General features: G+C 72.5%; 13 protein-coding genes. 9 read left to right on the forward strand and 4 right to left on the reverse strand.

All coding sequences use genetic code 11. The annotated features are described in order from the left end of the window. Positions 1-41: 41 nt before the first annotated feature. The 3 genes from ACFZCP_RS18495 to ACFZCP_RS18505 all read left to right on the forward strand — a co-directional run bounded on the left by ACFZCP_RS18495 (position 42) and on the right by ACFZCP_RS18505 (position 3044). Positions 42-623, forward strand: coding sequence for a TetR family transcriptional regulator (locus ACFZCP_RS18495; RefSeq protein ID WP_391428083.1), 582 nt, complete (start codon positions 42-44; stop codon positions 621-623). Between the two features lie 152 nt (positions 624-775). Continuing rightward, positions 776-1666, forward strand: coding sequence for a LysR substrate-binding domain-containing protein (locus tag ACFZCP_RS18500; RefSeq protein ID WP_391428323.1), 891 nt, complete (start codon positions 776-778; stop codon positions 1664-1666). 73 nt (positions 1667-1739) lie between these two features. Beyond that, positions 1740-3044, forward strand: a complete 1305-nt coding sequence (locus tag ACFZCP_RS18505) for a pyroglutamyl peptidase (RefSeq protein ID WP_391428085.1) — start codon at positions 1740-1742, stop codon at positions 3042-3044. Here ACFZCP_RS18505 and ACFZCP_RS18510 read toward each other — a convergent pair. Both ACFZCP_RS18510 and ACFZCP_RS18515 read right to left on the reverse strand, forming a co-directional pair. Continuing rightward, positions 3034-3825, reverse strand: coding sequence for an EI24 domain-containing protein (locus ACFZCP_RS18510; RefSeq protein WP_391428087.1), 792 nt, complete (start codon positions 3823-3825; stop codon positions 3034-3036). The genes ACFZCP_RS18505 and ACFZCP_RS18510 overlap by 11 nt on opposite strands. Before the next feature lie 28 nt (positions 3826-3853). After that, complete coding sequence (locus ACFZCP_RS18515) at positions 3854-4291, reverse strand: MarR family transcriptional regulator (protein WP_362678899.1); 438 nt, start codon at positions 4289-4291, stop codon at positions 3854-3856. A 90-nt stretch (positions 4292-4381) separates the two neighbouring features. On the opposite strand from ACFZCP_RS18515, the gene ACFZCP_RS18520 reads away from it, so the two are divergent. Both ACFZCP_RS18520 and ACFZCP_RS18525 read left to right on the forward strand, forming a co-directional pair. After that, positions 4382-5380, forward strand: a complete 999-nt coding sequence (locus tag ACFZCP_RS18520) for a zinc-binding dehydrogenase (protein WP_391428090.1) — start codon at positions 4382-4384, stop codon at positions 5378-5380. A gap of 107 nt (positions 5381-5487) precedes the next feature. After that, entirely contained in the window at positions 5488-5907 is a 420-nt protein-coding gene (locus tag ACFZCP_RS18525) for an organic hydroperoxide resistance protein (protein WP_362678893.1), read from the forward strand. Between the two features lie 202 nt (positions 5908-6109). Here ACFZCP_RS18525 and ACFZCP_RS18530 read toward each other — a convergent pair whose 3' ends face one another. Both ACFZCP_RS18530 and ACFZCP_RS18535 read right to left on the reverse strand, forming a co-directional pair. Beyond that, on the reverse strand, positions 6110-7270 hold the full coding sequence (locus ACFZCP_RS18530; RefSeq protein WP_391428092.1) for a serine hydrolase: 1161 nt from the start codon (positions 7268-7270) through the stop codon (positions 6110-6112). A 376-nt stretch (positions 7271-7646) separates the two neighbouring features. Then, positions 7647-8711, reverse strand: a complete 1065-nt coding sequence (locus ACFZCP_RS18535; protein WP_391428093.1) for a hypothetical protein — start codon at positions 8709-8711, stop codon at positions 7647-7649. A gap of 201 nt (positions 8712-8912) precedes the next feature. On the opposite strand from ACFZCP_RS18535, the gene ACFZCP_RS18540 reads away from it, so the two are divergent. The 4 genes from ACFZCP_RS18540 to chvE all read left to right on the forward strand — a co-directional run bounded on the left by ACFZCP_RS18540 (position 8913) and on the right by chvE (position 13595). Continuing rightward, the gene (locus tag ACFZCP_RS18540) at positions 8913-10070 is read left to right on the forward strand and encodes an enolase C-terminal domain-like protein (RefSeq protein ID WP_391428095.1); all 1158 of its coding nucleotides are present in this window, start codon (positions 8913-8915) and stop codon (positions 10068-10070) included. After that, a complete protein-coding gene (locus ACFZCP_RS18545; RefSeq protein ID WP_391428097.1) occupies positions 10067-11080 on the forward strand; it encodes an alcohol dehydrogenase catalytic domain-containing protein in 1014 nt (337 codons plus the stop codon). The genes ACFZCP_RS18540 and ACFZCP_RS18545 overlap by 4 nt, the downstream gene beginning before the upstream one ends. Before the next feature lie 284 nt (positions 11081-11364). Further along, positions 11365-12342 carry a hypothetical protein gene (locus ACFZCP_RS18550; RefSeq protein WP_391428098.1) on the forward strand — a complete coding sequence of 326 codons (978 nt, stop codon included), beginning with the start codon at positions 11365-11367 and terminating at the stop codon, positions 12340-12342. Positions 12343-12485: 143 nt separating this feature from the next. Next, positions 12486-13595: a multiple monosaccharide ABC transporter substrate-binding protein gene (chvE, locus tag ACFZCP_RS18555; protein WP_391428100.1), complete on the forward strand. Its 1110-nt coding sequence runs from the start codon at positions 12486-12488 to the stop codon at positions 13593-13595. Positions 13596-13626 lie beyond the last annotated feature (31 nt).

Raw genomic sequence — 13626 nt, forward strand, 5'->3', positions numbered from 1 at the left:
GGTAGGTGTTGTTATCCTGCCGTTATATTTTGGCCGAAGGGATGCCGTACGGTGACGTCATGAACGCGAGGGTCAGGAGCGAGGAGCGGCGCGCGGAGATCGTCGGGGCGGCCCTGGAGGTGATCGCCGCGCGCGGCTACCGCGGGGCGAGCCTGGCCGCCGTGGCCGAGCGGGTCGGGCTCACGCAGCAGGGCCTTTTGCACTACTTCCCCACGAAGGACGCCCTGTTGGTGGCGGTGCTCCAGGAGCGGGACCGGTGGGACGCGGTGCCGGACACCCGGTGGCGGGTCGACCTGCTGGCCTCGCTGGTCGAGTACAACGCGATGCGCCCGGCCATCGTCCAGACGTTCTCGGCGCTGCTCGGCGAGAGCGTCACGGAGGGGCACCCGGCCCGCGCCTACTTCACCCGGCGTTACGCCCAGGTCCGCGAGACCATGACGGACGCGCTGCGCGCCGAGTACGGCGACCTGCTGCCGAACGGACTCACCCCCGAGCGCACCGCCCCGCTGCTGATCGCGGTGATGGACGGGCTGCAGTACCAGTGGCTGCTGGACCCGGAGTCGGTCGACATGCCGGACGCGTTCCGCGACTTCCTGCGACTGCTGGGCGAACCGGCGAAGTGAGGCGCTGACGCCGGGAGCGCCTCCCGAAGGTGCGCGGGGAACTGCACGACCAGCCCCCGCGCACCTGCACCCGCGCCCACGTCCGCCCGTGTCCACGCGCGCACCCGCACCCGCCGGCGGTCTCAGTCGGCCCGGCGGGTACGCGCCGGCACCTGCGCGCCTTCCTGGAGGTGGCCCGCACCGGCTCGTTCACGGTGGCCGCCCGGACACTGGGCTGGACCCAGTCGGCGGTGTCCCGGCAGGTCGCCTCTCTGGAGTCGGCGCTCGGCGGCGGGCCGTTGTTCGACCGGCTGCCGCGCGGGGTGCGGCTGACGGAGGCGGGCCGGACGCTGGTGCCGTACGCGGAGACGGTCGCCGACGCTCTGCACGGTGCCGTCCGCGGCCTCGCGGCGCTGGAAGAACTGGCGGGCGGGCGGCTGCGTTTCGGGGCGTTCGCCACGGCGGACGCGGCCCTCGTCCCCCAGGCTCTGGGCGCGTTCCGCACCCTGCATCCCGCCGTCCGCATCGAGCGCGAGGAGGGGCTCACACCCGGCCTGCTGGACCGGCTGGCCGCCGGGCACCTGGACCTCGCGGTCGTCTCCACGACGGTCCGCACGCCCCTGGAGGCCTACGACCTGCACCACCTGCTGGACGAGCCCCTGTACGTGGCCGTCCCCGCCGCCCATCCGCTGGCCGGCGCGGACGGGGTGCGGCTCGCGCAGTTCGCCGACGCCGGCTGGATCTCCGGCGGCGACCGGCCCGAGGGGACCTTGCTGGACGCGGCCCTGCGGGAGGGGTTCCGGCCACGGGTGGCCCATGTGGTCGCCGAGTGGACCGCCAAGCAGGGCTATGTGGCCGCGGGGCTCGGCGTGACCCTGGCGCCGGGACTGGCCGCCGCGTCCGTACGCCCGGACGTCGTCCTGCTTCCGGTCCGCGACGACGAGGCTCCGGCGCGGGCGGTGTACGCGGCGACCGTGCGGGGGCGGTCGGTGCCACCGGCCGCAGGGGCGTTCCTCGCGGTGCTCGGCGAGGAGGCGGCGCGGCTGATTCGCACCATGGCGTAGACCACACCCCGCACGCGATACTTCCGCCGTCCACCGCACCACGCGCCCCAGCGACGGAAGGACCCGAACCGCCTTGACCTCCCTCCGCATACGGACCGCGCTGCTCGGCCTGTCCCTGCTGGCCGGCCTGCCGGCTCCCGCATCCGCGGCCCCCGCGGCCCCGGCCGCCCTCTCCCCCACCGTCGAGGAACAGCGGCTCGACGGGGCGGTGCCCCAGGAGATCCTCGCGCGCTCGGGATTCGACGACGTGGCACCGGAGTTCGCCCGTGAGCTGACGGGCGCCCGCTCCTATGCGCAGGCCCGCCGGATCGTCGTCCGCGAAGGATCGGCGCTGTGGCGGCGGGCCGTCGACCGGGCGCAGGGGCGGGGGCCGGCGGAACCGGGAACGCGCGCGGCGCCTCCCCGCAAGGGTGGTGGCGGGCCACGGGCGGACCTGAGCCGGGACGACGACCGGCCCCTGTACTGGGCGCGGCTCGGCATGACCCGGCAAGTGCGCACCTGGGAGCCGGGGTTCGCCCTCACCGACGTCCGGCGCTCGGCCCTGCTGGACGAGCTGGAGCGCACCTCGCGCGGCCAGACGGACATCCGCTATCCCCGGACACCGCACCTCAGGCGCATCCTGGTCACCGGGTTCGACCCCTTCACCCTCGACCGGGACATGCGCATCTCGAACCCGTCCGGGGCGAGCGCGCTCGCGCTCGACGGCGCGGTGATCGAGACGGCCGCGGGTCCCGCCCGGGTGGAGACCGCCCTGTTCCCCGTGCGCTGGCAGGACTTCGCGGAGGGCACCGTCGAGCGGACGCTGCGGCCGTACCTTCCCGGGGTGGACCTGTTCACCACCGTCAGCCAGGGCAGGGCAGGCCGCTTCGACGTCGAGCGCACCAACGGGGCCTGGCGGGGCGGCTTCCCCGACAACGACAACGTCTCGCGCACGGGGACCGTCCCCGTCACCGATCCGGCCACGCAGCCCCAGTGGACGGCGACGACCCTGCCGTACGCCGCCGTCACGGCCGCGGACACGGGCCGGTTCCCCGTCTACGACCACACCGAGGTGACCGAGATCCCGGCGGGAGGCACCGATGCGGTCGTACGGCCGGACGGGCCGACCCCGGGCTCGACGGCCCGGGCCGGGGGCGGCGGGGACTACCTGTCCAACGAGATCGCCTACCGCGCGACCCTGCTGCGCGACCGGCTCGGTCTGCACGACACCCTGCCGGGCGGCCATGTGCACACGCCGGTCCTGCAGTTCGGCACGGGCAACACCGATCCGGCGACGGGGACGGTGACCGACCCCGAGTTCGTGCGCAACCGGCTGGACATCATCGCCCAGGTGCGGGCGATCGTGACGGTGGCCGCCGGGGCCGCGTTCAGGAGATGAGCTGCTCCTCGTCCTCGGTCTCCTCCTCGGCCCCGCTCTCCTCGCCCAGCAGGTCTCGGGCGAGGAGGGTGGCGCCCGCGACCGCGCCCGGCATCAGGAACACCGCGACGAACGGGACGAGGAAGGCCAGCCCGAGGGGGGTGCCGAAGCCCCAGACCAGGGTCTTGCGGGAGCGGAGCAGGGCGAGACGGGCGCGCAGGTCCACGCCGCGGCGCTGGAGGGCGACGGCGGCCAGTTCCTCGGTGAGGAAGAACCCGGTGACGAAGAAGCCGATGACCGGAACGGCGGTCTGGCCGACGAAGGGCAGGAAGCCGGCGGCGAAGAGCAGTACGCCCCACAGTCCGGCCCGGACCAGGATGCGCAGGCTGTCGCGGGCGGAGATCCACAGTTCGCGCCAGAGCGGCAGGCCGGACTGCGGTGCCGTGCCGTCGGACGAGACGTCCGCGTCGACGCTCTCCGACAGGCTCTCGTAGAAGGGCTGGCCGATCAGCAGGGTGACGGCCGTGAAGGTGAGGACGGCAAGCAGCAGGCCGAGGGCGAAGAGGACGGCGGTGAGGAAGCCGCGGAACAGGCCCTGCCAGGGGCTCGCCCAGTGGTCCGCGAACGGGGTCGCCCAGGAGACGGCGTCCTCGCCCCACACGGCGAGTGCGACCAGCGCCGCCGCGTACAGGACGAGTGTGATCAGGCCGGGCAACAGGCCGAAGCCGTACTGGCGGCCGTGCCGGCCCACCCACCGCTGGCCCTGCAGCAGATAGCCGAAGCCCACCCCGAGATCGCGCATGGCGAAAACTTTACCCGCAGGGCGGTCCTCAGGCGTCGAGCATCCGGCGCAGCAGGTCCCTGAGGACGCCGCGCTCCTCGTCGGAGAGGCCGGCCAGGGGCTCGCGGGCGAAGCGCAGGCCCTCGCGCAGGTCGCGGGCGACCTCCAGGCCCTCGTCGGTGGCGACGGCCAGCTTCACGCGGCGGTCGGCGGGGTCGGGGCGGCGCTCGACCAGGCCGCGGGTCTCCAGGCGGTCCACGATCCCGGTCACGTTCGACGGCTCGCACTTCAGCTTCTGCGCCAGCTTGCGCATCGGCAGCGGCTCCAGCGACAGCAGGCTGAGCAGGCGGGCCTGCGGACCGGTCAGCCGGTGCTCGCCCGCCGCCAGCTCGTAGTCCGCGTAGAACCGGGCCACGACGTCGCCGATCAGTTCGACGACCTCCATGGTCAGGGCGTCGGGGCGGCGGGTCTTCTCGGGTGTGGACATGCCCTCCAGGATACCCGGTTACTTGACATCCTGAAATATTCAGGAGCATGGTTGTTTCAGGTACTGAAGTAAATCTGGAAAGGCATCGACATGACCAACCGTGAATGGCACCTGCTCAGCCGCCCCGTCGGCTGGCCGCGGCCCGAGGACTTCGCCCTGGTCGAGACTCCCGTCCCGGCCATCGGCGAGGGCCAGGTGCTGGTACGGAACAAGTACCTGTCCGTGGACCCGTACATGCGCGGCCGAATGAGTGCCGCGAAGTCGTACGCCGCCCCGTTCGAGCTGGGCAAGGTCATGCAGGGCGGGGCGGTCGGCGAGGTCGTCGAGTCCAGGGCCGAGGGCATCGCGGCCGGCGACCACGTCCTGCACTTCTTCGGCTGGCGCGAGTACGCCGCCCTGGACGCCCAGCACGCCGTCAAGGTCGACCCCGCGGCCGCGCCCCTGTCGACGTACCTCGGCGTGCTCGGCATGACCGGCCTGACCGCCTACGCCGGCCTGCTGCGCACCGCCTCCTTCAAGGAGGGCGACGTCGTGTTCGTCTCCGGCGCAGCGGGTGCCGTGGGCAGCCAGGTCGGGCAGATCGCCAAGCTCAAGGGCGCCTCGCGGGTCATCGGCTCGGCCGGGTCCGACGAGAAGGTCAAGCTGCTGCTGGAGGAGTACGGCTTCGACGCCGCGTTCAACTACAGGAACGGGCCGGTGGACGAGCAGCTGCGCGAGGCCGCCCCCGACGGCATCGACGTGTACTTCGACAACGTGGGCGGCGACCACCTGGAGGCGGCCATCGGCTCGCTCAACCAGGGCGGCCGGATCGCGATCTGCGGCATGATCTCGGTCTACAACAACACCGAGCCCGCCCCCGGCCCGAGGAACCTCGCCCGCCTGATCCAGACCCGCGGCCGCATGGAGGGCTTCCTCGTCGGCGACCACTACGACCTGCAGGCGCAGTTCGTCCAGGAGGTCGGCCCCTGGGTCGCCTCGGGTGCGCTGAAGTACCGCGAGACGGTCGTCGACGGTGTCGAGAACACCCTGGAGGCGTTCCTCGGGGTCCTGCGCGGCGACAACACCGGCAAGATGATCGTCAAGCTCTGACCGGTCCGGGGCTTCTGCTGGCTTTCCGACATGCGGTAACTTCTTTCCGAAATCCGCCGTCGATCGTGGGCGCGAGTCACGGCGGACCGAGGAGGAAGACAACCGGCATGGCCATCCAGCAATCCGACGTCCTGTACACCGCCGTCGCCACCGCCGAGAACGGCCGCGACGGCCGCGTCGCCACCGACGACGGCAAGCTCGACGTCGTCGTGAACCCGCCCAAGGAGATGGGCGGCAGCGGCGCCGGCACCAACCCCGAGCAGCTGTTCGCCGCCGGATACAGCGCCTGCTTCCAGGGGGCGCTCGGGGTCGTCGCCCGCCAGGAGGGCGCCGACGTCTCCGGCTCGACCGTCACCGCGAAGGTCGGGATCGGCCGGAACGACGAGGGCTTCGGGATCATCGTGGAGATCTCCGCGCGGATCCCGAACGCCGACGAGGCGACCGCGCGCGAGCTGATCGAGAAGGCGCACCAGGTGTGCCCCTACTCGAAGGCGACGCGGGGCAACATCACCGTGACGCTGGCCTGAGATCCCTCGTTGCGTACTACGGCAGCCGCATCCCTGGACGTGGGGTGCGGCTGCCGTCTTCGACCGGTGGGGTCCGCGGGGTGCGGTTCCACGTGGACCGCGGGTCGTCGTGGGCTGCTCGCGGCCACGCGGCAGAGCCGCACATCGGTACAGCCCCGCACCCCTTCGGGCCGGCTGCGGCTCCCGGCGTCGAAAGCGGACGTCAGCTGCTCGCCAGCGCCGCCCTGTGCACCGCTCTCGCCAGTCTGTCGTTCTCCGGTGCCGCCCCTCCCGGGAACGCGAAACGCCGCCGGGTGTAGCCGTAGGCGAGGCCGCTGCGCGGGTCGGCGAAGGCCTGGGAGCCGGCCGCCCCGCTGTGGCCGATCGCGCCCGCGCCCAGGAAGGGATGCCACGCGTCGGCCGTGGCCTGGAAGCCGAGGCCGAAGGACCTGTGGCCGCGGGACACCACGTCGTACCCGACGGAGTGCAGCTGGCCGAACTCCGCGACCGTGTCCTCCTTCAGCAGCGGGGCCTTGCCGCCGACCTCGCTGATCACCGCCGCGTACATCCCGGCCAGCCCGCGCGCCGAGGCGACGCCGCCCACCGAGGCCGGGCCCTTGGCCCGGACCGTGCGGTCGTTCGGCAGCGACTCCAGCACCGTCGGCTCGGCCGCGTGCTCGTTGAAGGCGATGGCCGTGAGCGTGTGCGGCCCCCAGGGCTGCGCGGCCAGCAGCTCGGCCTGCTCGGCCGTCGGCAGCATCGGCTGCGTACTGCGAAAGCGCGGCTCCCGGGAGACCGGCAGGCCCAGGTAGAACTCCAGGCCGTACGGGGCGCGGACCCGCTCCTCGTACAGCTCCTGGAGCGTACGGCCCGTCGCACGCCGGACGATCTCGCCGGTCAGCGCGCCGATCACCAGGGCGTGGTAGCCGAAATTGGTGCCGGGGCGCCAGAACGGCCGCTGGTCGGCGAGGCGTTCGGCCAGCACGCGGTCGTCGGCCAGCTCCGCCGGGCTGAAGCCCGCGTCGGTGCCGACCAGGCCGGCGCGGTGGGCGAGAAGGTCGCGCAGGGTCAGTGCACTCTTGCCCTCTGCGCCGAACTCGGGCCAGTAGTAGGTGACTTTGCGGTCCAGCTCCAGTGTGCCGTCCTGCACCAGCAGGGCCACGACGAGGTGGGCGGCGCCCTTGGTGGACGAGAACACGCCGTACAGCGAGTCCCCGCCGACACCCTCGCCCACCCACAGGTCGACGACCTGCCGACCGTGGACGTAGGCGCACAACTGCCCCTCGTAGTCGTCCCGTTCCTGTGCGACGAAGGCGGCGAACTCCTCGCGCACCGCTTCGAAGCCCTCGCCGACCGTGCCGTGGACGATGATCCCCTGCGTCATCCGTTCTCCTCAACCGAGCCGCTGTTCGCTGCTCCCGCTGTGCACAACGCCCCTTCCGCCGCCGGGCGTTCCCGAGATCGGTACGGCGAGGTGTGCCTTTTCGACTCAACCGCCTCACCGGCGGGTCGGTGTCACCGATACCCCGGACGCGGGGAGCACGGGGTGGTACGGGGGCGCGCAGGGGGCTCCGGCGCGCTCGACCGGCTCGGGCGGACGGCTCAGCGGGCCCGGACCGCACCACGGCGATCTCGCAGCGCCCTTGCGTGCGCCGCCCCGGGAACCGGGTGCAGGCCTTCGACGGCGACGGCCGCGAGGGCGGGACCGGGGCCGCCGGGTTCCCCCGCAGCCCCCTTGCCCGCACCACCACAGGAGCCGGTTATGTGCACCACCACAGGAACCGGGTGCAGGTCTTCGACGGTGACGGCTGCGGGGCCGGGTTCGAGGTCGTCGGGTTCGAGGTCGGGGTGGGCGCCGGCCTGGAGGTCGCCGGTGCAGTGGGCGCCGAGGCGGCCGGGCCCGAGCCCGGGCCCGTCGTGGCCGACTGCTGGTCCTGGTCGGTGCTCTTGGCGGACGCGGACGCGGACGCCTTGTCCTTCGGGGACTTGGAGGCGGAGGCGGAGGCCGAGGCGTCCGGGGAGACGGAGGCGTCGGGGCCGGCCGCGCTGCCCGAGGTGTCGTCGAGGGGGGCGGCCGTCCGGTCCGGGGAGGCGGACGTGGTGCCGCCGTCCACCGAGGTGTCACCGGCCGCCGCCGGCTTGTTGCCGGAGAAGGGGGCGTCCATGCCGAGTTCGGCGAGGCTGAGACCGCCGGCCGCCAGGACGAAGCCCGCGGTGATCAGCACGGTGCGGCGCCGGCGGCGCCGGTGCGCGGCGGCCTTGCGGTCACGGCGGCTGGCGTCTGCCGAGCCGCCTTCGGCGGCCTCGCCGCCGCCGGTGCCGGCGCCGCGGCCCCGGCCCCGCGACTGACGCCGGGCGGCCCGGCCGCCGGACCCGTCGGGGCCCGCGTCGCCGTGCCGGCCCACGGAGTCGCCCGGGTCCGGGTCCGGGTCCGCGAAGTCGTCCCGGTCGTCGTGGTCGCCGTAGTCGCCGTGGTCGCCGTGGTCGGCGTGGTCGGCGTGGTCGGCGTGACCATCGTGATCGGCATAGTCGTCGTGGGCGCCGCGGTGCGTGTGGTCGTACGTCCCGGTGCCGCCGTTCGCGAACCCGCCGGACGGCTGCGGGGCGTAGGGGGCGGTGGGGCCGGGATGGCCCGGCGGGCCGGCGTACTGCTCGCCGGAGGGGCCGGCGAAGGCCTGCCCGACGTACGGGGCCGCCACCGTGCCCGCGTATCCGTGAGCTGCGGGCGCGTCCGCGCGCACGGCGACGGACTGCGCCGGCGCGCCGCACCCCGGGCAGGCCAGGGCGCCGTTGAGGTGCCGTTGGCACGGGTGGCAGAAGTCCATGACGCCGGAAGACTAGATTCCTCTCCGGTCACGTTCCTAGGCGCCCCTGTGAAGGTTTCGTGCGGGACCGAAAAGATTCCTGAAAGTCTTGCCGGAACCGTTACGCGTCGGCCCCATTGACACCCCCACCTCCCCCTCCCTACTGTCACGCCAACATTTCGAACGCGTGACGAAATCTCGAACAGCTGAGAGGCAACTGTCGTGCGCATCACCGGAATCAGCACACACGTGGTCGGGACGCCGTGGCGCAATCTGACCTACGTCCAGGTGCACACCGACGAGGGGATCACGGGAGTCGGCGAGACCCGCATGCTCGGCCGCACCGACGCGCTGATCGGCTATCTCCGGGAGGCCGAGGCCAACCACGTCCGGGGGTCCGACCCGTTCGCCGTCGAGGACCTCGTACGCCGGATGAAGTACGGCGACTACGGACGGGCCGGTGAGATCGTCATGTCCGGCATCGCGGTCGTGGAGATGGCCTGCTGGGACATCAAGGGCAAGGCTCTCGGAGTTCCCGTCTGGCAGTTGCTGGGCGGAAAGGTGACGGACAGGGTCAAGGCGTACGCCAACGGGTGGTACACGACCGAGCGAACGCCCGAGGCCTACCACAAGGCCGCCCAGGGGGTGATCGAGCGCGGCTACCGCGCCCTGAAGATCGACCCCTTCGGCACCGGGCACTTCGAGCTGGACCACGCCGGGACCCGGTACGCCGTCTCCCTCGTCGAGGCCGTGCGCGACGCCATCGGGCCGGACACCGAGCTGATGCTGGAGATGCACGGCCGCTTCTCCCCCGCCACGGCCGTCCGGCTGGCCCGGGAGATGGCCCCCTTCGAGCCGGCGTGGCTGGAAGAGCCGGTGCCGCCGGAGAACCTGAAGGCGCTGGAGAAGGTCGCCGCCAAGGTGGACGTCCCGGTCGCCACCGGTGAGCGCATCCACGACCGGACCGAGTTCCGCGAGCTGTTCGAGAGCCAGGCCGCGGACATCCTCCAGCCCGACGTGGGTCACCTCGGCGGCATCTGGGAGACCCGGAAGCTCGCCGCCACCGCCGAGGCCCACTACATGCTCGTCGCCCCGCACAACGTCGGCGGGTCCGTGCTCACCGCCGCCTCCCTCCAACTCGGCTTCAGCACGCCGAACTTCAAGATCCTGGAGCACTTCAACGACTTCGCCGACGCGGAGATCAAGAAAGTGGTCAGGGGCGCCCCGGAGGTCGTCGACGGGTACTTCCACCTCTCCGGCGCGCCCGGCCTGGGCGTCGAGCTGGACACCGACGCCGCCGCCGAATTCCCGCAGCAGCAGGCCCGGTTCGACCTGTGGGCGGACGGCTGGGAGCAGCGCAGGCCGAAGGGGACGAAGTGAGCCACCAGGTTCTGGTCGAGGCGCCGGGCATGCACCGGGTCGAGGATCACACGCCCCGCGAACCCGGCCCCGGCGAGGCGCTGGTGGCCGTGCACGCGGTGGGTGTCTGCGGCAGCGACCGCGAGGTGTACCGGGGCAACCGGCCCGAGGGGTACGTCCGTTACCCGCTCACGCCCGGCCACGAGTGGTCCGGGACGGTGCGTGCGGCGGGCGCGGGGGTGCCCGCGGGACTGGTCGGCCGCAAGGTGGTCGGCGAGGGCTTTCGCAACTGCCAGGTGTGCGACCGCTGCCACGCGGGCGAGACGACGCTGTGCACGGCCGGGTACGAGGAGACCGGCTTCACCCGGCCGGGCGCCATGGCCGCCACGCTCACCCTGCCCGCCCGGCTGCTGCATCCGCTGCCGGACGACGCCGACCTCACCGCCGCCGCCCTGCTGGAGCCTGCCGCGTGTGTGGCGGCCGCCGCGCTGAAGGCGGTCGCCCGGCCGGGCGAGCGCGTCGCGGTGGTGGGTACGGGCACGCTCGGCATGTTCGCCGTGCAGTTCCTGAAGGCGGTCTCACCGGCGGAGCTGCTCGTCGTCGGCACCCGCGGCGACCGGGAGGCGCTCTCCCGGCGGTTCGGGGCCACCGACTTCCGGCTCGTGAGCGCCGAAGGGCCGGCACTGCCGGACGACTTCGACGTCGTGATCGAGGCTGCCGGGTCCGCGTCCGCCGCGCGCACCGCCGCCTCGCTGCTCAGGCGCGGCGGTCGCCTGGTCCTGACGGGCATCCCGGCGCCGGGCGCGGACGGGCTCGACCCGACCGTTCTGGTCGTACGGCAGCTGGAGGTGCACACCGTGTTCGGGGCTCCGCCGGATGCCTGGGCGCACACCGTGCGGGCCTTCTGCGCCGGGTTGCTCGACCCGCTGCCGCTAATCACGCACGAGCTGGAGCTGACCGGCTTCGCGCACGCCATCGAGCTGGTGGGGGCCGGTGATCCGACGGTGGGCAAGGTGCTGCTCCGCCCGTAGCCGTGCGGCGGCCGGGGCGTGACCTGACGGCGCCCCGGCCGACGTACCCCCCAGGCCCTGCCGCACCGGAGGCCGGGCCTTCCCCGCAGCCGGAGCCAGGCCCAAGCCCTCGTCCAGACCCTCGTTCCACAGCCGAGCCCGAGCCAGGCCCTCGTTTCGCAGCCCGAGCCGGACCCTCATGACACAGCCGGAGCCAGACCCCTCTTTCTCGCAGCCGGACCCGGGTCCTCTCCACGCCCAGATCTTCGAACCTCGTCCGAAATACCGAACATGAAGGACAGCTTGTGACCGACGCTCCCGTCCCGGCAGCCCGCAGGCCCGGCGAGCAGGTGCTCGCCGCGCTCGGCCTGGGCGCGCCCGCCCCCGACCCCGCCGACGCCTCTGCCCACAGCTTCCCGGGCGGCGGCCGCTGGCGCACCGAGATCCCCTCGTGCGAGGGACCCGAAGCGCTGGCCGTCGTCCTCAAGGAGGCCACGCGCCTGGACGTACCCGTCCACCGCATCAGCCAGGGCAGCGGCGTGTGGATGCTCACCGACGCCGAGATCACCGAGATGGTCGAGGCCACCGGCGAACGGGACATCGAGCTGTGCCTGTTCACCGGCCCGCGCGGCACCTGGGACATCGGCGGCTCGGTCCGCTCCGACTCCCGAGGCGGCGGGCCGCGCGCCCGCGGCCACGACGCCGTCGCCGGCTGTGTCGAGGACGCCGTCCGGGCCACCGAGCTGGGCGTCAGGTGCCTGCTGGTGGCCGACGAGGGCGTGCTGTGGACCCTGCACCGGGCGCGGCAGCGGGGCATCGTCCCGGCCGACACCACCCTGAAGGTCTCGGCACTGATCGGGCCGGTCAACCCCGCCTCGTACGCGGTGTACGAAGGGCTGGGCGCCGACTCCGTCAACGTGCCCAGCGATCTGACGCTCGATCACCTCACGGAGATCCGCCGGGTGTCCGCCGCCCCCATGGACATGTACATCGAGGCCCCCGACGACCTCGGCGGCTATGTCCGCATGTACGAGGTCGCCGAGCTGATCCGGCGCGGCTCACCGCTCTATCTGAAGTTCGGCCTGTCCAGGGCTCCCGGCATCTACCCGTGGGGCACCCACCTGCGCGACGTGACTCTGGACAGCGCCCGGGAGCGGGTGCGGCGCGGCCGGCTCGCCCTGGACCTGCTCGCCCGGCACGGCGCGGACGGCGGCATGGCGCCGCTCGGATCCCGGCTGCCGGGGCCTCTCCACCGCTTCCCCGCCGACGGTTCCGCTGGATGACCCATGGGGACTGCGGGCCGCCCGTGGCTGGTCGCGCCCACGCGGCACAGCCGCACATCGACCGCTGTCCCGCGCCCCCGACGGGGCGCTTCACCGACCTCGCTCCGCTGTCCCACCGACGAGAAACCCGAGGAACGAACACCATGCCTACTCGTAGAAGCGCCCTCACCCTCATGGCCTCGGCCGCCTCGCTCGCCCTCACGCTGACCGCCTGTGGGCAGAGCGGCGAGGGCGGCAGCAAGGAGCGGCCGGGCGACGCCAAGGGCGGCACCATCGGCATCGCCATGCCGACCAAGTCCTCCGAACGCTGGATCAACGACGGCGACAACGTCGTCAAGGACCTCAAGGCCAAGGGTTACCGGACCAGGCTGGTGTACGGCGAGGACGACCCGGACACCCAGGTCTCGCAGATCGAGAACCTGATCACGCAGGGGGTCAAGGGACTGATCGTCGCGGCCATCGACAACAAGTCCCTGAACAACGTCCTCCAGGAGGCCGCGGACGCGAACATCCCGGTCATCGCCTACGACCGTCTCATCCTCGGAACCAAGAACGTCGACTACTACGCGTCCTTCGACAACGAGAAGGTCGGCCGGCTCCAGGGCACGTACATCGTGCACAGGCTGGGCCTGGACAGCGGCAGGAAGGGCCCCTACAACATCGAGCTGTTCGCCGGCTCCAACGACGACAACAACACCCGGTACTTCTTCGACGGCGCGATGAGCGTCCTGAAGCCGTACCTGGACAAGAAGCAGCTCGTCGTCCGCTCCGGCCAGAGGGAGCTGAACAAGGTCACCACCCTGCGCTGGGACGGCGCCACCGCGCAGAAGCGCATGGACGACATCCTCACCTCCTCCTACAGGTCGCAGAAGGTCGACGCGGTCCTGTCCCCGTACGACGGCATCTCCATCGGCATCCTGTCCTCGCTGAAGTCGGACGGCTACGGCTCGGGCAGCAAGCCGCTGCCGGTGATCACCGGCCAGGACGCCGAGCTCGCCTCGGTGAAGTCGATCATCGCCGGTCAGCAGACGCAGACCGTCTACAAGGACACCCGCAAGCTCGCCGACGTCGCCGCGACGATGGTCGACGACGTCCTCAAGGGCAGGAAGCCGCAGGTCAACAACACCACGTCGTACGACAACGGCACCAGGGTCGTGCCCGCCTACCTGCTGCAGCCGGTGAGCGTCGACAAGGCCAACTACCGGCAGGTCCTGGTCGACGGCGGCTACTACACCGCGTCGCAGCTGAAGTGACCCGCCCTGATTCCCACGGACTGGAAGGCAC

Source organism: Streptomyces sp. NPDC007971, from assembly GCF_042958635.1.
Classification (GTDB): domain Bacteria; phylum Actinomycetota; class Actinomycetes; order Streptomycetales; family Streptomycetaceae; genus Streptomyces.